The organism is Nonomuraea lactucae (genome assembly GCF_003313395.1).
Taxonomy (GTDB): Bacteria; Actinomycetota; Actinomycetes; order Streptosporangiales; family Streptosporangiaceae; genus Nonomuraea; species Nonomuraea lactucae.
Genome location: NZ_QNFZ01001029.1, coordinates 1 through 18,970 on the forward strand (window position 1 = coordinate 1; position 18,970 = coordinate 18,970).

Here is an 18,970-nt window from a genome sequence, read left to right on the forward strand (position 1 = left end):
CAAGCAAGGCCGGACACCTGTGCAAGGCCATCGCCCTCCTACAGAATCACCAGCTCGCGCGAGGATGAAAATGCCTCTATGAACCCCTTCCTGTTAAGGGCCTCGCCTGTAAGGAACCGGCATGTCACTGCCATGTTTCCGCAGCATGCTTCGCAATGTTCGTCGCGGGCTGGATCGCCGTATGCGGCTAGCTCTTCTTCCCCCCTCTGCCGCTCACAGCAAGATGGATGTGGGTAATCAGACGGATTACGGCGATGACGATGCCGGGTGCGAAAATCATCAGGTAGAGCGAGAGCTGTCCGGCGTCCTGTCCATTCAGATAGACGACGACCGTCGTCGACCCGGCGATATAGACGGCCAGGTACACGAGCCTTGCATAGTCAACGGCGGCCCATTTCATCTTCCCCTTCCCGGTAGCCTCACTGGACCGTGCCCGGAGTCGCCGCTCGCCGAGCGGCAGCATCGCGAGAACGATGGACAGCACCCAGAGAGCGATGACCAGGAACAGGCTCAGTAGGCTGAAACCCATTCTTATCTCCTAACTATGGTCCGGGTCTGTGGGCAGGGTCCTGTCCAGGCAGAAGTGGATGGTCGACGGAATCTCCCCGGCGTCGTCGGCGATCGGGACCATATCCCAGGGATTGCCGCTGCGACCGGTGTTGTAGTCGCACGGTCCCCATGGGTGCGGCCAATGGGGATATCCGTCGTTGGGCGCGGGTAGCTTGCTGAAGTCGATGAAGTTGCCGTGGAGCACCGGCTTCGCGTCGTTGCGCGGCGTGCCGTCCATGTTCATCGCCCGGCCGTTGTGATAGAGGTACTGGTCGGGCATGTGGCTGGCGCGCAGAATCTCTTTGTCCCCGGCTATCTTCCGTATCGAACCGTCGCTGCAGGCCCTGAAGTTGAGTTCCTGCCAGATGGGGGCTGCGTTGTTGAACAGGGAGCCGTTCGGCGGTTGTCCGTTCTTGTAGAAGTAGGCGTGAATCGACGACGCCAGTGCCGCTATTTCGGCAGGCACCCGTCCTGCGGTGCTTTCGAGATTGAGCCATCGCGCCCACCCTTCTACCTGGGTGGAGACGTAAGCGACGCCGATCATCGGTCTCCACGCGATCATCCCGCCGGCCACGCCGAGCGCCGCGACGCAACGTCCTCCCGACGTCACGGGGTTGCCTGCGGAGTCCGTGACAACGCCGTCCTTCCCGGCGAACGGGTATGCCTGACCAAGCATTATCCCCGTGGACGCCGGGTCGACGGCTTTGCTCTTGTGGTCGTATTCATTGAGATTGGCCACCGTGTAACGGAGATCCGGCCTGGGGGCCCCGTACTCGGCCGCTGTGGAGGTGAAGAAGTCGAGAATGAAGTGAGGAACCTTGGTGTTGCCGGTTCGGTTGTCGTATCTCGCGTCGGCGCTGCCGGGCACGATGATGCCATCGCTTCCCTTGACGTAGGACACCGTCACCTTCTGGCGGATCTTGTACGTGAGATCCTGGGAGTCGAACCACGAAGGGATGGAGTCGCTGTCCGGACGGTCCGTGTACGGATTCGCGAAACCCATCCACACCGCCGCGCTCTTGCCATCGGGATGATCGGTCGGGTGAGTACCCGCGGCGACTACGTCGTCGCGCCACTTCTGCATGACTTGACGTGTCGCAGGTTTCACGCACGCGTGTGCAGGCGTCGAGTCGTTGCAACCGGGCAGCGCGAGAATATCGCCGGTATGCCCCATCGCCCAGTCGTAGGCTTTCTGCATGCTGCTCATGGGGCCAGGCACCCAGCTCAGCGGAAAGGCGCTGTCGAGGTTCGTATCCTCGTCGAACAGGGCCACCGCGTCGATGGTGTGTTCGACGTATGTCCCTGGAGCGGGAACGAAGGCCACTGCGTCCCATGCGACGGTCCCGCTGCCACCCTTGGTGTCGTTCCTGGTGACGTTGGTCAGTTCGACCTTGGCGTTCTCGTCCAGTTGGAACACGCCGAGCGATTTCCAATGGTTGTAGTGCTCGTGCTGGTTGATCACACGCTCGCTCACCACGCCGCCGGCAGTGGAGATCTGGTAGATCGCAGACGTGGCGGAGGCGCCAGCCGTGGGAATGTGGACCTTGATGACGTAGGGACCCCGTGCAAGGTTCGCGGGGGTCCACGTCCCGGTCACGTGGTGAGCGGTGTCGGCCGCCAGCCGATTTCCCGCCATCCAGCTGTGAGCTCCGAGACCCGTGGCAATCTGATGGAAGTCGATCTCGCCTAGCGGCATTCCCCCGGCCGTTTTCCCGACGGTGTAGGAGAACGTTCCCCTCGATACCCAATCGCGGGTGGGGCAGAAGATGTTCTCGTTCGGATCACTGAGATCGTCCACGATGATTGCCGCCGGCCCCAGACCACTGTCACATGCCGGTTTCCAGGGATTGGTCGGTGGTGGTTCGGATGCTCCCGGTGCCATGACGAAACCGGAGACGCCACAGCCGCCTTCGCAGAGGGTGAAGGTCACGGACGAGTGCCACCAGCAGAACTGGCGATTCGCGTTCGAACACCGATCGGCTGTGGTGGGATCACAGTTGTTGCTGGCGTTGCAGAAGAGGTCGCTTCCCGGGTAATAGATGCTCAGTCCGCTCGCCTGTGACCCGGGTTGCGCCTTCGGGTACGAATCCTGACCTCTGTAGTTCTTGATCGGTGTGCCCGCGAACCCGAGGACGCGCTCCTGGTACGGCCATTCGCTCGGGCGCTCCGCGTCGGCGTAGGACCGCTGGAGGAACACTGCCCGGTTGGGTGGGTAGTCGTTGTTCATGGGATTGTTGGTCCATCCCAAGCCCCAGTTGCCGTAGGGATCGGTGCATGTCGGGCTGGGGGTGCAACCGGTAGTATTACCGAACTGCGGGCCGGGCTGAACACCTGAGTTGTACGCCCATAAGGCCATGTACCAGTTTTCCAGGTAGGCCGGGTTGCTGTCGTTGAGCCTTATGCCTGCGTCGTATAGCTGGTTCCACTTCTTGGCCAGGATGTTCATCCCAGCCTGGATGTTCTCGGCGTAGTCAATGGCGATTTTCGCCCTGCCGTTGGCTGAAATGCTGGTTTCGGACGCTCGCATACCCGTGGTGATCTGGGAGATACCGTATCCGCAGTCAGCCTTGTTGTAGTCGATCGTATCGAGCGTTCCCGCCGCCCCGTAGTAATCGGAGATCACGGGGTTGCCGCCGGACCCGGGAAGGACGCGGCGTGAGGCTTGCTTGTAGGCACTCTCTTGGGCGAGCAACCCGTTCATCAGGGCAGGTGGAATGTGCCCGCCATTCGGTTTCAGGTACGGGACGGGGAAGTCTGAGCTCGGGTTGAAAGCGGGCAGGCCTGATCCCAGATGGTTGGCGGGGCGCCCCAGCGCCCCGGTCAGCAGGTTACGAGAGGCCATTTCCACCGCCCAGTTGACCTGAGGGTGAGTAGCGGAAAGAGCGGTGCGCCGGGGATTGTTTCGCGGCACGCCGCAGGCCGGGGTGGTGAACTGCGCCATGCCGGTGACCTGTCTGTCGTTCGACCCCCTGATTCCGCTCGCCCTGGGTACCGTCGTGACCGTGGTCTCGGAGCGTCCCACAGGCGGATCGCCGGCCAGCACCCGGCCGCTTAGCAGTGAGACCAGTTGTGGTGTTGACGGGCTGGCCGGACGGGGTGTTGTTGGAGCATGATCGGCATGCGGCGGGGAGGCCGTGGCCTCCGCCTGATGCGCGACGGCAAGTCCCACTTTGCCCTCGACGCTGACGGCGTCGAAACGGGACGGGTGAGCCTCGTTCGAGGTGGGGGATCTGCCCACGCGCACTCCATCCTTGTCCCCAGGGCCCCTATCCCCGGACGACTCGATCCCCACCGCGGTGTTGTGACCGCCCAACCCGGAGAAGAGTTGGACCGAGTGGGCCGGCCCCTTGGCCAAGGCGCGAAGCCTCGTGCCCTCGAGCACCTGTACGCGGACGTCCTTGCCGTCCATGGACAAGAGATCGACTGTACCGTTCTCTCCCGCTGCAAGTTGGAATGCCTGTCCGGTGGTTCTCGCCACGACTTTGGGTTGTAAGGCATCTCTTCCCACCTCGACGACCTGGGTGCCCCGCAGGGCTAGAACACGCCCGGCCACCGGGACTGGAGAGGTCAATTGCGTATGTACGGTGGCGTAGGAGGTGGTCCGGCCCGTATCGAGGTCGTAGGCGAGGATTTCCGTGGCCGCCTGATCAGTGGCGAGGTGTCGTAGCAGCACGACGACGGAGCTTGTTCCGCAGCCCAAAGCGTGGTATTTGAAGGCGACCCCATTGGCGACCGGCTTCACTGTGCCATCGACCAAGGACACGCTGTAGGCGAGTGCTCCTCGATCGCGAAGAATCGGCTTGTTGACGGCCCACCGGGGTAACACGGTGACGATGACGGACTTCCGGTCACCTGCGACACATTGGTAACCGAGCCATTCATCCTCCGCGTACCCGTGGGGTTGGATGGTGGCCAGCGGCCGGAAGACGTACTTGTCCTTCTCCCGTCCGATGTAGATGCTGTAACCAGCGGTATCACCTCGTCCTGTGACGATGAAATCTGTCCCCTTCCACCAGGTCGGTGAGACGTCGTTCAGATCGGCCACAGCGGGCGGGTCGTGCCGGGCTGCTACGGTGTCGGGACGATGTGCAGGATATGTCTCTGCCTGCGGTATCGGTTGCACGACGGAGAACACGACGATGAGGGCCGACCCGAATATGCTCCAATTGCGTAACCGCGAGTACCGGCGCGGATGCAGGTCCGTACGGCGACGGTGAAACCCTTTCACGGCACCCCCTGGCACAGCTCGATATGCTCGGTCCTTCTCGGGTGCAAGGATCTGTCTGCTGATGTCCGCTCACGCATCTGCGGGCATTCTTCAGAACGTGATCGGTAGAGTATCGTATGTTCCTTGTGGCGACCTTGCGTGGACCTTGCGCGGGTGAACTCCAATGCCTCCTGCTCGTGGAGTGATATGGCGGACATCGAAATCGGGATCCTCGGACCACTTCGTGTCAAGGTGAATGGCCAGAACGTATCCGTCGCCGCGCCCAAGCAAAGGGTTCTGCTCGCTCTTCTGGCCAGTAGGGCGAATATGACGCTGTCCGTGGACTGTCTGGTTCAAGAACTGTGGGACGAGCAGGCGCCGTCGTCGGCGCGTAGCACCCTCTACTCTCTGGTGTCGCGACTGCGCAAACTTCTCTCCGGCGCGACGCCGGAGGTGCTGGTGAAGCAATCACTCGGGTATGTTCTGCAGATCGCTTCGCAGCAGGTAGACGCGAATCGCTTCGTAGCGTTGACCACCCAGGCGCGTGTGCTCGCTGCGGACGGTCTGCATGGAAAAGCCGCTGACCTGTACGAGCAATGTTTCCTGCTTGTGCGTGGGACGCCGTTGGCTGATGTACCGGTCACCCCGATGTTGGCCGCGGAAGCCAGGCGGCTGGAGGAAACGTGGATTCAGGCGTTTGAGGAGTACCTGAGCGTGGCGATCCCTCTCGGGAGAGGTGGTCCTTCCATAGGGCGGCTGCGTGCTCTTGTGAGCGAACATCCCTACCGTGAACGGCTGTGGGAGCTGCTCATCGAAGCTCTGAGCGCATCGGGGCGGCGTGCTGATGCATTACTGGCCTATCAGGATGCCCGGACGAAGCTGGCCCATGACCTGGGCATGGACCCAGGACCGATTCTCAGGAGACTCCAACAGGAGATTCTCGTCGGCGATGACCAGGGCCGCACCGACCAACCCCGGTACGAACCGAGTGGCGCCGTCCCCTGGCAGGTCCCCCCGGCGATCGGCGATTTCACCGGCAGGCGGGAGGAAATCGACAGCGTCACGAGCATGCTTCGGCAGAGGGAGCAGAACACCCATCTGGTGATCTGTGCGATCAAGGGGATGGCCGGCGTAGGCAAGACGACACTGGCCGTGCAGATCGCCCAACTCATGAAGGAAGACTTTCCGAGTGGTCAGCTTTTCGTGCGCTTAAGAGGAACTGAAGCCGATCCGGTCAACCCGGCTGAGGTGCTCGCTCGCTTCCTGCGTGCTCTCGGTGTTCAGGGCACCGCGATACCCGCGGACGTTGATGAGCGGGCCGAGCTCTATCGCAGCCTGCTGGCTCATCGACACATGCTCATCATTCTGGACGACGCGGCGGACGAGACGCAGATCGAGCCGTTGATGCCCGGAAGCACCTCCAGCGCAGTCATCGTCACCAGCCGTGCCCGTCTGACCGCCATGGCGGGCGCCAAGGTCTTTACACTGGGCGTGCTCCCGGGAAAGCAGGCGAGAGCCCTGATAGCACGGGCCATCGGCGACAGCCGGGTGGACGCCGAACCCGAGGCGGCCAACGAACTGACTCGCCTGTGTGGCAACCTCCCGCTCGCGTTACGTGTCTGCGCTGCTCGGCTGGCAGCACGTCCTCACTGGTCGCTGGCATCCTTTGTGGCACGCCTGACCGATGAGAAGCACAGGCTCAGGGAGCTACGCCACGGTCGGCTGCAGGTGCGGGCCAGCCTCGAACTGAGCTATCAGGCGCTGGGGCAGCCCGCCCGGTACCTATTCCACCTACTTTCGCTTCTGGACGTCGACGGCTACCCCGCCTGGCTGGCGGCCGCCCTGAGCGATATTCGCGTTGACCGTGCCGAGGACCTTCTCGACGAACTCGTGGACGTACATCTTTTGGAACCGGTGCGTAACGACCTCGCAGGCCCTACGGTTCGCTATCGCTTCCACGACCTGGTGCGGTGCCATGCCGGCGAGAGAATGCGGCTGACCATGGACGTCAGGGTTCGCCGGCAGGTGTTGGAAAGGGCCTTCGGCGCCTGGCTCGGGTTAGCCGAACAGGCGCACCGCAGGCTGCTCGGCGGTGACCACATGATCAGTCACGGCGACGCGCCTCGCTGGCCCCTGCCCCGCGACCTGGTGAACCGACTGCTGTTGGATCCGCTCGCCTGGTTCGAGGCCGAACGGCTCAACCTCGGCAGAGCGATCCGCCAGGCCGCGCACGTGGGCTTGGACGAGCTGTGCTGGGACCTCACGGTGACCAGCACGGGCCTGTACGCCGTCCGTGGTTACTACGACGACTGGGAATTGAGTCACGACATAGCGCTGGAGGTCGTACGGCGTGCGGGCAACCACCGGGGAGAGGCCTGTGTCCTTCAGCAGGTCGCCGGACTCCGTGTTTTCCAGGGCGAGTACGGCGAGGCGCTAGATCTTCTGCAACGCGCTGACGGCATCTTCCGGAAGGTGGGGGACCGCCGTGGCCTGGCCATGGTTCTCATCGGCTTCGCCGTAACCCAGCGACGCCTGGGCCGGCTGGACGAAGCGTTGAAGCTGTTGCTGCGAGCACGAGAAGATTTGGCGGCCCTGGACGAGCCCATTGTCGAAGCACACGTCCTGCGCAATGTCGGACAGATCTACCTGAAACAGATGCGGTCGGATCTCGCCCTGACCGCCCTGGAGGAAGCGCTCACCATTGCACGCGCTCATTCGAGCATGCCCATCCTGGGGCACGCGCTTTACTGGCTGGCGCGCACCTACCTCGAGATGAACGATGTGGACTGCGCAAGGGAGCTGCTCTTACAGGGGCTGAACACCATGCGGTGCAGCGGGGACCGGCGTGGAGTGGCTCTAGTCCTCCATGGCCTCGAGTCGCTGCCCCATGATCCCCGAGGCGAACTGTGGCGATCGCCTCGCTGACAGCACAGACAGGGGTCTGGCGTCGAGAGCGGCGAGCGGGAGCCGGTCAGAGGACTTCACCATGTTCGTCTCCACGAAGCAAACCGCCGTTGAGCATCGCCGACACCCCGGGCGTCACCACGGCGCGGAAGGCGGCGTCCATCTCCGCGGGCGTGGCGGTCAGCTCACCGTCCGCCCACTTGCGGAGCAGCGCCATGACCGCCCCCACCACGCAGGTTGCCACCAGGTCCAGCGAGGCGGGCGGGACGCGCCCGGGCGGGAGCGCCGCGAGCAGCTCGTCGCGCACGATGGCCGCCAGGAGCCGTTCCCCCCGCGCCAGCACGGTGGGCCCGCCGCGCCGCCCCAGCAGCGCCCTGACCAGGCGGCGATGCTCCTGGGCGTGCTCGAACAGCGGAAGGCTGAACGAGAACAGCGTCCCCGGCCTGGACCCCGGTGAGAGCCGCAGCATGTCCGAGAGCTCCTCCAGGTTGCTGAACAGGACGGCCTGCTTGTCGGTGAAGTGCGCGTAGAAGGTCGTGCGGCCGATGTCGGCGCGGTCGATGATGTCGGTCACCGTCACCGCCTCGTAGCCCTTCTCCAGGATGAGCTCGATCAGTGCCTCGCGAGCGGCCAGCCGCGACCGCCGTACGCGCCGATCGACGTCACCCCTGCCGCCCTTGCCCACATTGTCGGACACCTTCACCGTCCTGTTCCGTACGGCACACTCCGCCGGATCTGCTCGTTGACCCGCACGCTCACGTGAACAGAACATTTATCAGAACAGATTGTTCGGAAACAGGGGAGAGCCATGAAACTCGCGGATCTCATGCGCCACCACGCCGGGCACGACCACGCCGAGGGCGGTGGCCCGATCAACCACCCGCGCCTCTACGAGGTCGGAGCGGAGCTCGGGTTCGCCGGTCGCCGCAGGCTCGTCTTCACCCAGCTCGCCGCGCTCGCCGGGATCAGGCCCGGGGAGCGAGTGCTGGACGTCGGCTGCGGCACCGGCTACCTGACGCGGATCCTGTCACCCCTGGCCGGCCCCGAAGGGCAGGTGACAGGGGTGGACCCCGCCGCGCCCATGATCGACCACGCCCGGAGCCGGGCGCCCCGCAACTGCTCGTATCAGGTGGGGGAGAGCCAGGCGCTGCCCTTTCCCGACGGCTCGTTCGACCTCGTCGTCTCCAGCCTGGCCGTCCACCACATGCCCCCGTCCGTACGCGGTGAGGCGGTAGGGGAGATGTTCCGGGTGCTGCGGCCGGGAGGGCGGCTCCTGATCGCCGAGTTCCGCCTGCCGGAGAACCCGCTCGCGGCCCGGCTCGCCGGCGTCCTGGCCGGGCACGCCGCGCGGCCGACCATGCCGGACCTGCTCGCCGCCCTGGTCCCCGGGGCCGGATTCCGCGTCGAGTCCACGGGCGGCCTCAGACCGCTGCTCCACTACGTCCGCGCCGTCCGCCCCTAGGTTGGATGGCTGGTGCCGCGGCACAGCGGCGTGCCCGGCGGCTCCTCTCGCAGCGCGTCCCAGCCGACCACCCGACAAGCTGCCGACCGCCGTTTGGTGCGCGAGCGCGCCGGCGGCTTCGGTCGCCGCTCTCGGCCGTGTCGCTGGTAGCTTCGGGGCATGCTCGCGCTGCCCCGCAACACGGCGTTCGTCGTCGTGATGCCTGACGCGATGGCGCAGGACCTGTGGGGTGCGCTGGCCACCCGCATGGGTCCGCTGCGCCTGCAGGTGCTCGCGGCGTCGTCGCTGGTCCTGAGGCCCCCGCTGCTCTCGGCGCTCTACGCGCACGGCACGTTCAAACAGCCGCGACCGGGACGCGCGACAAGCAGTTGGCTGTCGCACGCGGCCGCGGAGCTGGACTCGTCAGTGGCGGCGGTGGTGCGTACGCCCTTCGATGTCGACCTTCCCGGCTTGCTGGACGCCTGGAAGGGACCGAGTACCTTCGGCCGGCGCCGACCGGGGGACCTGCGGTCGGTGGCGCCGGCGGCACACCGCTGCCACTCCGTGCTGCACACCCCCGACAACGCAGAGCAGGCCGCGAAGGACGTCGTCGCTCTGCTCGGCGAGGAGACGCTGGAGGAGGTGGTCTCCTCGGACGCGCCAGAACGGTGCCGGTTCGACCGGCTTCGGAGGCTGCGCATGCCAAGCGAGCTACGGGCGGCGCCACACCCCTACGACGTCGTGATCCGGTGCCTGGTGCGCGCGGCCGCCGTGCTGGCGTACGACCACGCCACGGTGCCGAGCCGGGAGTGGACGGAGTTCGCGGATCTCACCGAGCGCGTCCGCGACGAGCTCGGCGTCGTTCCGCCTGGATCGGTCGCGGACGCCTGGTGGTCCGCCGCCTCTATGCTCGCGGTACGACTCCCGTCGCCGCCTCGGCCCGCTCCCGGGCCGCCGCGCGGCCGGGCTGGCGCACTTCCCGAACTTCACGGCGTCCTGCGGCGGCTGCTGGCTCCGGAGCGGTACGACGCCGTCACGGGCCTCGCGGTGGAGTCCGCCTTCCACACGCACGACCTGTTCCTCAACCCGTGGGAGCGCCACACGCTGCGGATCGCCCTGTCGTTCCCGGTCGGCTGAGGCCGTCGGAGGACGACACGCGGGCGTCGGTTCAGTCGGCTGCCTTCCGGCCCGTGACTGTCCGGCCCAACGGGTCGGTTCGGCCGGGTGACGTCGGCTCGTGAACGCCCGGCCTGACGGCTCGGTTCAGCCGGGTGACCGTCGGCCCATGAACGCCCGGCCGGACGGTTCGGTGTTGTCGCGCACCGCCACCACGTCGCTGACGTCGACCTTCATCCCCAGCTCGACGTCCTCCGCGAAACCGGCGGCCACCAGCTCACGGGCCGAGACGCAGTCGAGCAACGCATCGGGGCTCTCCCAGGCGCCCGCCGCCAGGGCCGCCTCGGCCGAGAGCGACAGGCCGGCCTCGCCGAGCCGCCGGCAGAGCAGGCCGGCGCCCTGCCAGTCCTCGACCGCCGGGCGCAGTCCGCTCACCCCGGGTTCGACCGAGTTCCACTGCTCGCCGCAGGCGACGACGGTGATCCGCCGTGCCGCGCCGCTGGTCAGCAGGGCGCGAGCGGTCCGGGCCGAAGCGGCGGCGTTACGCAGGCCGGAGACGAGGAGTGCGGGAGCGGACGCCGAGGCGGCGGCGACCGAGGCGCCGTTGAGCGAGGTGAACAGCACCCGCTGGTCCGGGTCGGCGCGCAGGAGGCTGCCTGGCGAGAGCGACAGTTCGCCCGGCGGCACCCGGCGCTGCTTGCTGAGCGGGCGCGCCGCCAGGCGGCGGGCCGCCGCTTCCGGGCCTCCCATCTCAGCGATCTCGGCCCCGCTGTACACCAGGCACGTGAACCCGCGCGCCACGGCGATGGCGAGCGTGGTCGAGAACGACAGCACGTCGACGACCACGATCGCGTCGCCGCGTGCCGCGGCGAGCGCAGCCCCGGTGACTCCCCACTCCACGTGAACGTCGCAGCCCGGCCAGGCGTCGAACCCTGTCGGCGCGAGGACGTCGGGCTCCGCCGGCAGGTCGTCCGGACGGCTCGGGCCGGCGCTCCCCGGGGATTCAGCCCGTGACACCGCTGGCGCTCTCGCTGAGCCGTGAGCGCCAGGCACGCTTCTGGTCCAGGGCGATCTGCTCGCGGGTGAACGCCTTGGTGCGGCTGACGAAGTCGAGGTCGGGAAGGTCGTCCGGGTCGAGGCCGCGCAGGGCGGGCAGCTCGCTGTAGTGCTCGCTGGCGTACGGCACCCCGGCGCGCTCGGCCCGTTCGAGGACCGCCTTGCTCAGGTTGCCGGCGACGCCCCACTCGCAGGCCATGCCGACCTGCTCGCGGACCCGCCCGACCGTCCACCAGACGCTCGGGTGCGTTTTCATGTCCATGGCGGTGAACTCGCGGCTCGTTCCGGTGAGCAGGGAGGAGAGGTCGTTGAGGCCGAGCATCAGGTTGGAGGCGCCCATCGCGAGCAGGTCCGGAAGGTCGAGCAGCAGCGAGGGGATCTCGACCATCGACCCGAACCGGTTGGGCCACCCGACCTTGTCGAGCATGTCCACCGCGAAGCCGAAATCGGCTGCGTCACGGACGAACGGCGTCAACAGGTGCAGGTTCGGATGGTCCCGGGCGACCTCGGCGACGACGCGGAGCTCGGTCTCGAAGGCGCCGGGAAGCTCCAGCGCGCGCCGGATGCCACGCCGTCCCTTCATGAAGTCGGCCTCCTGGTAGCGCGCGTCGACCTCGACGAGGGTGTTGGCCTCCTGTGACGTCATCTCGCTGGTGCGGTACCAGACCGGTGCCTCCGGGCAGACGGCCATGACGGTGGTGAGGTAGTCGGCGAGCACTCGCTGCGCATGGGCGGTGGTGATGAAGTGGCCCTCGGCGCGTAGCACGTACTCGCTGCGGATGAGGCCGATGCCGTCGAACTTGGCCACCACGGATGCCGGCGGGATTTCACCGCTCAGGCTCAGCCGGCGGCGCATGGGCAGGACCTCGGCGTGATCTCTGGGCATGGACGTCCTCACGTCGTGTCAACGGTAGCGGTAAAGGTGGGCGGTGGCGGTCGGCGCCCAGCCGAGCCGAGCGAAGAAGCCTCCCGAATCGGCTCGCGGCTCGACGAGCGCGGCGGCCCCCGCACCGGCGACAGCGGCATCGACGCACCGCCGCGCGGCGCCGCTGTGCCGGAAAGCCGGTGCCGACATCACCGAGCACACTAGGCGGCGGGGCCCGCCCGCGACCTCGGCGGCCAGGTCCTGCGCGCTGGCCGCGGCCACGAGCCCATGCTCGTGGCGGACCCGCGCGTGCCTCCACTCGGGGTGGCGTCGCGCGCTGCCGGCCAGCGGGGTCAGCCCGACCTCCCGAGACATCGCCGTCAGCTCGGCCCACTCCGCGAAGCCGGGCTCGAAGATCAATGCGCCCTCGCCTCCGGAGCCCGGTCGCTCGTCCACCGTCCAGACCGTCAGGGGCACCGTGTGGACGTCGGCGACGACGGTCGCGGGGAACGGCGCGCCCAGGCTCAGCACGCGCGCGCCGGTGTGCAGCAGCGTGCGAATCCGCCGCCGGCCCTCCTCCGTCAGCAGTTCGGGCCAGCAGAGCAGGGAACGGTGGTGGAACTGGACACCGCTCATCCCGTCCAGCCACGCCGGTGGCGCTGTGAGGCCCGTCGCACCCGCCGCGCCGGCGCTACTCACCGAGCAGCTCGAAGATCTGGCGGCCGTCGAGCTTCTCGAACTGTTCGGCTTCGAAGAGCCCGAGTTCCTGGAGGGTCCGGCCGGCATGGGCGCGAGCCCGCTCGCCCGCCGCGGAGAGGTCGCCGAGCGGATGGTGTTCGGCGAGCAGGCGACGCGAGTCGTGAAGGTGCATCGTCTCGTCGCGGCAGACGAAGCCGAACGCCGCGGCCACGCGGTCGTCGCCGCGCTTCTGTGCCTCGCGCACCAGCGCGCGCATCGGGCCGATGATCCCCAGTTCGCCAAAGAGGGTGATCTGCGTCCACGCGTCCCATCCCGACATCGCGCCGCGCACCCGAATGCCGATCATGCTGCACTCGTAGCCGTACGGGTCGACGCCGCGCTCGGCGAGCAGCGTGTGACCGATGGCCGCATGCCGGGCCTCGTCCCACGCCAGCCGGGCGAGATGCCGGAGCGCCTCCAGCGGCGCCTCCTCCACCAGGTCGAACAGCGCGAGTGCGAAGGTCTCCAGCGCGTCGATCTCGTCGCGGTTCACGCGGAGCAGCTCGATCAGGTCGTCCTCGTACTCCGAGGCCGAGCACCGCCAGTCGGCGGCCTTGCGGTAGTCGCGGGTGTGCTCGAACGTCCGGAACCGCGCATCGCGGACCCCCATCGTCGGCCGCGAAAGCGAGCCGGAGGCCCGCGGTGCCGGTGAGCAGGACGCCTGCGATGCCGGCGAGCCGGACGCCCCCGGTGCCGGAGGCGCCTCACCGGCCGCCTCCGCGAGCCGCCCCTCGGCCTCGAAGAACCACGTGAAGGCATCGCCCATGTCCAACAGCGCGCGTCGACGTACCCGCTCGGACGGCCCGTCCAGCAGGGGATCGAACGCCGCCGAGCCGAACGTGCCGAGCAGCGGGCGCAACCAGTCGTCCGGCATCGCCGCGAGCCGCGCCCCGGCGGGGGAGGACAGCGCCGCGGCGAGCCGTGACCGCGTGCCGGTGCCGGGAGCCCGGTCGGCGGGTGCCGTACGGCGGCCCAGCTCGGCCGTGCGTTCCTCGACGGACGCGGCGACCTCTGTCAGCGCGTGCAGCGCCTCCCCGATCGCGAGCTTCGCCTCGAAGCCGGGCACGTCCAGGGCGCTCGCCGCCAGCAGCCTGACGGTCGCCCAGACGTCGTTGGCGAGACGGGCGAGGGTGCTCCGGCTGCGTTCCGGCTCCGCGCCCGGAACGGAGGTGAACGCGCGCGGCCAGGGAAGCAGGGGCGCGAGGTCGGTGAAGGTCCCGTGGGTCATGTCGGCGCCTCTCCGATCGTCTGCTCGGCCGCGCGCGCCAGGCGGAGCGCGAGCACGTCGATCTCCTGTTGAGGTTCGATGCCTACGCTGATCCGGATGAAGCACTCGGCCGGCGCCGAGTTGAGCGCGTCCCGGCCATAGGCGCGCCCGGTCGTCCGCGTCCATCCGAACCCGGCACGCACCCGGGGGATCTCGTCGTCGGCCGCCCACCGGGCCACGGTCGTGCGATGCAGGTCCTCGGGATCGGTACCGGGCACCTCGGGCAGCCGGACGAACACCATGCAGCCGTCGGCGCCGTCGCGCACGGCCCTCGCGACCGCGTCGTCCCGGTCGGCGGCTCCCGTGCGGGCGTCGGAGATCCACAGGTCCGGCATCGCGGCGCCCAGCGTCGCGACGAATCCGCGGCGGCGCGCGGAGTGCACGGCGAGCCGCTCCCGGCAGGTACGCATCTCGCCTCTGCGCAACCAGTGCAACGCGCGCCCCTGGAGCTGCTGACCGGTCTGGCGGGCGCACTGCCGGGCGGCGTCCGCCCACGCCGACCAGCCGTATATGACACCCACTCCCGCGGAACGGGTGAGGTACTTCATGCCCGACTCGACGTAGAGCACGTCCGAACCGCCGGCGAGCTCGCCCGGCGAGAGTCCGTGGCCGAGGGCCGAGACGTCGATCACCGTCCGTACCCGCAGCTCCATCAACGGCTCGATCACCGGGACGTCACAGCCCGGACCGTTGAGCGCCGGCTCGACCAGCGCCAGGGCAGGACGGTGCGCGCGGACGGCCTCGGTCACCGCCACGTGGTCGCGCATGTCGACACGGACGACACGAACCCCCCAGGGCGCGTACAGCTCGTCGAGGAGGTCCCGTGACTCGAAGTACATGCGGTCGTGCGCCAGGATCCGTTGCCCCGGGGTCAGCCCCGAGCAGCGAAGGGCCACGTCCAGCGCGGACATCCCCGCGTTGACGAGGACGACCTGTTCCGCGCCGAACGCTTCGGCGAGTACGCGTTCCGCCTGCCGCCGGTGGCCGTTCTCGTAGCTGTCCCAGTACGCGTTGAGGCTCTCGCCGGCGGCCTGAGCGTCCGCGTCTCGCCAGAACTCCTCCATCGACCGGTACGCCCGCGCCGGTATGAACTCCGCCCCGAGCTCCGCGGCCAGCTCGGACGACGCCGCCTCGTACGCGGCGAAAGCGTCACCGAACTCCACGGGGTCGTGCACGGCCCGCAGCAGCCGGGCCGGCGGCGACATGCCGAGATCGTGGTACTCGGCGGCCAGCTCGGCGGCGAGGGCGTCGAGGTACCGGCGACCGTCCGGAGCGGCGCCGACCGCGCTGGACGGTGACCCCGTGCGGTCACCGGGTGCCCGAAGGGTCAACGGTCCACCACCAGCAGCGTGTAGGGGAAGGGCATCCCGGGCACGTCGGCCCGGGTCTCCTCGTGGACGACCCGCCCGAAGCCGCCGAGCAGCTCCCGCCACTGGGTGGCGGTCCGGTGCTGGTCCACGCATGGGACGTCGAAGGTGTTGAGGCACCGGTTGAAGAATTCGTCGACATAGCGGTGGAACGCGTCGGTGTTCGACTCGTCCACGCAGTTCTCGACCACCACCCAGCGGCCCGCACCGGTGCGGGCGGCCGCATCGAGGAGCCGGCCGGGGTCCGGCTCGTGATGCAGGACCGCGCTGACGAGCAGCGAGCGGAACGGCCCCTGCGGCAGGGCGACCTCGGCCGCGACGTCGTGCACCAGGAAGGGCTGCGCGGCCCAGTCCACCTCGTACGCGTGCAGCCGCTCACACCCGACCACGCCGTCGGCCGGCAGTCCCGCCGTGACCAGGGCGCGCAGGACGCTGAAGTCCCCGCCCAGCACATCGAGGACCGGCGCCTCGAGGTACGGGCGCAGCCAGGATGCGAGGAAGTTCGACCGCTCCTCGGCCAGCACCCGATTCCACTGGGATCGGATGCCCGACTCGGCGAGGACGGACGCCGTGGTGGTGAACCCCTCGCGCTCCAGCAGCAGGTGGATCAGTCGCGCGGTGCCCTGCGGATCGCTGACCTCGAAGCGACCGCGCTCCCAGACGTCCAGCATCCGCTCCTCGAAGACGTCGAGAACGGTGCCGGGGAGCGTGGCACTCACCGCGAGATCGCCATGGTCTGCGGGTCGGCGACGGCGGCCACCACCTCATCCACGAGCTGGTCGGCGAGCCCCTTGTCCAAGCCCCGCTCCACGGTATGGAGGAAGTCCAGGACGTAGTCGACGGTGCGCCGGTCGTAGCCCCAGCCGTACCTGGTGCAGAGGGTCAGGGCGGCGAAGTCCTCGGGGTGCCTGATCGAGCGCGCCCACTCCCCGTACTCGGACATGGTGCGGGACAGCTTGTCGTCGCCTTCCTTCGTGTATCCGCCCGTTTCGGCGAACACTCCCGACGCCAGTTCCCTGGCCCACTCCAGGTCGTGCAGCCTGGCCAGGCTGGTTCGCAGCCCGTCCTCCCGGGCCGTGTCCGCCACATGGCTGCCGACCTTGAAGTCGAGCGCGCACTCGACCGAGGTGTGTCCGAAGTCGCGCTCCAGGTGTTCGCGGGTGTCGTGCTCGCGCGGGTCGCTCGTCGCGATCCCGAGCTTGAGCGCGTCGTCGAAGAACCTGTCCATCGCCTCCGTGGCCTGGTGCATCTCCCGGTAGGCCCAGCCGACGCGCCGCGGCTGCGGTGTCAGCCGCGGACCGTAGTGAATGACCCAGTCGGTGATGATGTGGCTTTCGATCAGCTTGGCGGTCCGGGACGGCTCCGCGTCCTCGGGAGGGCCGTCGATCGTCCGGCGCAGGCGGCCGTAGGCCCACTCGTGGCAGTGCGCGAGGTTGGGGAACAGCGCCAGCACGGCGTCGTCTTCCCAGACCTCCGCACCGCTCACGCCGGCGTGCTCGATGACGGCGAGGTGCCCGATGATGTCCACGGTCCGGTTCCTTCCCGACGCTGGTGATGGGGGTGGGCTACTGGGTCACGGCCGACGCGGGCGACGGACGCTGAACGGGACCGGGTATGGAGCCGGCATGGGCCCGCCACGTGTCGCGTAGTACCTCGGCCTGCTCCGTGAGCCAGGCGACATCGAGGATCGGCTCGAAGCGGACGGCGTGGTACCAGTCGCCGACCCAGGCGGGCAGCGAGTCCAGGTAGCGTAGCCGCCACTTCCACCGGGTGATCGACAGTCCGGAGTGGAAGATCAGCGCGTCTACCAGGCTGTCGGCGGCCCAGCACAGCTTCAGGTACGCCTCGTCGAGACGGCCGTCGCGCATGCTGGCCGGGATCCCCTTCGTGGCGTCGCGGACGTTGACCAGGGCGGTGTCCCGCTTGAACGCCTGGTAGGCGGGCCACGACACGGCCTCGCGCAGCCGGTCGAGGACCTCCGCGCCCGCGACCGGCATACCCCAGCCGAGGGCGTGCATCAGGTCGGTGCCGACCTTCACGTCCAGGCCGCCGACCCGGGTGAAGTCGGCTTCGACGCCCGCGAGGTCGCGGATGCCGGGGCCGAGGGCGGCCGCGGCGGCCCGTACCCGTCGCGTGGGCCACACCTCGACGTCGATCTCCTCGCCGCTGCTCGCCGGCACGTAGCAGAGCGCGTAGCCGTTCGCGATCTGCTCGGTCAGCCGCTCGGTGGAGCGCCGGGCGCCGAGCCCCTCGACCCGCGATTCGTGCGGGGTGATCAGGGTGAGGTCGATGTCGCCGCCCGCCGTGGAGAACGGCAGCGTCGCCGACCCCGTGAGCAGCAGCGTCTCGTCGTTCTCGATCGCCAGGTCCGCGGCGAACCGCCGGGCCAGGCGCAGGTCCCGCGCCAGCCGGGAGCCCGCGCTCATGCCGGCACCTGCTGGTCGAGGCCGCGCGCGGCGCGCCAGGCGGCGTCGTAGATCGTCGACAGGTAGCGGGATCCGCCGTCGGGCAGCATCACCACGACCGACGAGCGCGGACCCGGCAGGGTCTCGGCGAGGTGCACGGCGGCGGCGACCGCGCAGCCGGACGAGCCGCCGACCCAGAGCCCCTCGTCCCGCTGCAGCCGCAGGCACATCTTGATGGAATCCCGATCCGTCACGGAGTACGCCCGGTCGACGAGGGTCAGGTCGAGGAGGTCCGGCACGAAGTCGCCCCCGATCCCCTCGATGAGGTACGGGTGTCCGGCGCCGCCCGCGCCCGTCGCCCGGGCGGCGAGGATGCTGCCCACAGGGTCGGCCAGCACGAGGAGCGCCCGGCTGCCAGCGGCGCGAAGCGCTCGCGCGACACCGGTGAACGTGCCGCCGGTTCCGGCCCCGGAGACGAAGGCGGCCAGCTCGCCGCCCGTCTGTGCCAGGATCTCCGGGCCGGTCTCCAGCTCGTGCGCCTCCGTGTTCCACGGGTTGGCGAACTGGTCGACGAAGTAGCCGCCGGGCAGATCAGCGGCGATCCGGCGGGCGGTGTTGATGAAGCTCGCCGGACTGCTCGGTGGGACCTCGTACGGGCAGCGCACGACCCGCGCGCCCCAGGCCCGCATCATCGCCTCCTTCTCCGGGCCCATCTTCGTGCTCATCGCTACGACCAGTCCATACCTGCCCGCTGACGCCGCGGCGAGCCCCAGGCCGGTGTTGCCGGCCGTCGCCTCGACGATCGTGCTCACCCCGGGCACCAGCAGACCGGCCTCCTCCGCCCGGGCGACGATGTGGCGGCCGATGCGGTCCTTCACCGACCCCGCCGGATTGACGAACTCGCACTTGGCGAGGATGCGGTGCGGCAGCCCGGCGCTGATCGTGGTCAGCTCGACGAGCGGCGTGCCCCCGACCAGTCGCATCGCGCCGCGAGCGCGCGCCGCCGGCGCCGCCGGCGCCGTCGTCCGCACCGTCATCGTGTCACCGTCCGCTCG

15 protein-coding genes are annotated in these 18,970 nt (G+C 68.5%); 3 read left to right on the forward strand and 12 right to left on the reverse strand.

The annotated features are described in order from the left end of the window. Positions 1-187: 187 nt before the first annotated feature. Positions 188-529, reverse strand: coding sequence for a hypothetical protein (locus DQW85_RS38210; RefSeq protein ID WP_113704614.1), 342 nt, complete (start codon positions 527-529; stop codon positions 188-190). A gap of 9 nt (positions 530-538) precedes the next feature. Beyond that, entirely contained in the window at positions 539-4,594 is a 4,056-nt protein-coding gene (locus DQW85_RS45115) for a golvesin C-terminal-like domain-containing protein (protein ID WP_162795708.1), read from the reverse strand. 369 nt (positions 4,595-4,963) lie between these two features. Here DQW85_RS45115 and DQW85_RS38220 point away from each other — a divergent pair, with 369 nt between their 5' ends. Next, positions 4,964-7,681, forward strand: coding sequence for an AfsR/SARP family transcriptional regulator (locus DQW85_RS38220; RefSeq protein WP_113704616.1), 2,718 nt, complete (start codon positions 4,964-4,966; stop codon positions 7,679-7,681). A gap of 46 nt (positions 7,682-7,727) precedes the next feature. Here the strand turns inward: DQW85_RS38220 and DQW85_RS38225 are convergent, their stop codons facing one another. Further along, positions 7,728-8,357, reverse strand: a complete 630-nt coding sequence (locus DQW85_RS38225; protein WP_205315712.1) for a TetR/AcrR family transcriptional regulator — start codon at positions 8,355-8,357, stop codon at positions 7,728-7,730. 111 nt (positions 8,358-8,468) lie between these two features. Here DQW85_RS38225 and DQW85_RS38230 point away from each other — a divergent pair, with 111 nt between their 5' ends. After that, entirely contained in the window at positions 8,469-9,122 is a 654-nt protein-coding gene (locus DQW85_RS38230; RefSeq protein ID WP_113704618.1) for a class I SAM-dependent methyltransferase, read from the forward strand. 159 nt (positions 9,123-9,281) lie between these two features. After that, positions 9,282-10,238, forward strand: coding sequence for a hypothetical protein (locus DQW85_RS38235; protein WP_113704619.1), 957 nt, complete (start codon positions 9,282-9,284; stop codon positions 10,236-10,238). A gap of 126 nt (positions 10,239-10,364) precedes the next feature. On the opposite strand, the gene DQW85_RS38240 is transcribed toward DQW85_RS38235, so the two are convergent. The 9 genes from DQW85_RS38240 to DQW85_RS38275 form a co-directional block, all read right to left on the reverse strand. Beyond that, positions 10,365-11,234: a 2-phosphosulfolactate phosphatase gene (locus DQW85_RS38240; RefSeq protein WP_162795709.1), complete on the reverse strand. Its 870-nt coding sequence runs from the start codon at positions 11,232-11,234 to the stop codon at positions 10,365-10,367. Continuing rightward, a complete protein-coding gene (locus tag DQW85_RS38245) occupies positions 11,221-12,159 on the reverse strand; it encodes a putative PEP-binding protein (protein ID WP_113704621.1) in 939 nt (312 codons plus the stop codon). The genes DQW85_RS38240 and DQW85_RS38245 overlap by 14 nt, the downstream gene beginning before the upstream one ends. 18 nt (positions 12,160-12,177) lie before the next feature. Beyond that, positions 12,178-12,774 carry a hypothetical protein gene (locus tag DQW85_RS38250; protein WP_113704622.1) on the reverse strand — a complete coding sequence of 199 codons (597 nt, stop codon included), beginning with the start codon at positions 12,772-12,774 and terminating at the stop codon, positions 12,178-12,180. A 55-nt stretch (positions 12,775-12,829) separates the two neighbouring features. Beyond that, a complete protein-coding gene (locus DQW85_RS38255) occupies positions 12,830-14,104 on the reverse strand; it encodes a hypothetical protein (RefSeq protein WP_113704623.1) in 1,275 nt (424 codons plus the stop codon). After that, the gene (locus DQW85_RS38260; RefSeq protein ID WP_162795710.1) at positions 14,101-15,474 is read right to left on the reverse strand and encodes a PLP-dependent transferase; all 1,374 of its coding nucleotides are present in this window, start codon (positions 15,472-15,474) and stop codon (positions 14,101-14,103) included. Before DQW85_RS38260 ends, DQW85_RS38255 begins: the two co-directional genes overlap by 4 nt. Continuing rightward, positions 15,471-16,229: a class I SAM-dependent methyltransferase gene (locus DQW85_RS45120; protein WP_162795711.1), complete on the reverse strand. Its 759-nt coding sequence runs from the start codon at positions 16,227-16,229 to the stop codon at positions 15,471-15,473. Before DQW85_RS45120 ends, DQW85_RS38260 begins: the two co-directional genes overlap by 4 nt. Continuing rightward, positions 16,226-17,038 (reverse strand): hypothetical protein, encoded by an 813-nt coding sequence (locus tag DQW85_RS38265; protein ID WP_113704625.1) that lies wholly within the window; start codon positions 17,036-17,038, stop codon positions 16,226-16,228. Before DQW85_RS38265 ends, DQW85_RS45120 begins: the two co-directional genes overlap by 4 nt. Before the next feature lie 37 nt (positions 17,039-17,075). After that, positions 17,076-17,936 (reverse strand): hypothetical protein, encoded by an 861-nt coding sequence (locus tag DQW85_RS38270; RefSeq protein WP_113704626.1) that lies wholly within the window; start codon positions 17,934-17,936, stop codon positions 17,076-17,078. After that, positions 17,933-18,970, reverse strand: a 1,038-nt coding sequence (locus DQW85_RS38275; RefSeq protein ID WP_205315713.1) for a PLP-dependent cysteine synthase family protein, incomplete at its 5' end; no start/stop codon positions are given. The genes DQW85_RS38275 and DQW85_RS38270, both read right to left, overlap by 4 nt.

Excerpts from the sequence above, each read along its gene's own strand:
- DQW85_RS38245 (WP_113704621.1), bottom strand. The coding sequence starts at position 12,159 with ATGCCCAGAGATCACGCCGAGGTCCTGCCCATGCGCCGCCGGCTGAGC.
- DQW85_RS38230 (WP_113704618.1), top strand. The coding sequence starts at position 8,469 with ATGAAACTCGCGGATCTCATGCGCCACCACGCCGGGCACGACCACGCC.
- DQW85_RS38255 (WP_113704623.1), bottom strand. The coding sequence starts at position 14,104 with ATGACCCACGGGACCTTCACCGACCTCGCGCCCCTGCTTCCCTGGCCG.
- DQW85_RS38210 (WP_113704614.1), bottom strand. The coding sequence starts at position 529 with ATGGGTTTCAGCCTACTGAGCCTGTTCCTGGTCATCGCTCTCTGGGTG.
- DQW85_RS38270 (WP_113704626.1), bottom strand. The coding sequence starts at position 17,936 with ATGAGCGCGGGCTCCCGGCTGGCGCGGGACCTGCGCCTGGCCCGGCGG.
- DQW85_RS38220 (WP_113704616.1), top strand. The coding sequence starts at position 4,964 with ATGGCGGACATCGAAATCGGGATCCTCGGACCACTTCGTGTCAAGGTG.
- DQW85_RS38235 (WP_113704619.1), top strand. The coding sequence starts at position 9,282 with ATGCTCGCGCTGCCCCGCAACACGGCGTTCGTCGTCGTGATGCCTGAC.
- DQW85_RS38250 (WP_113704622.1), bottom strand. The coding sequence starts at position 12,774 with ATGAGCGGTGTCCAGTTCCACCACCGTTCCCTGCTCTGCTGGCCCGAA.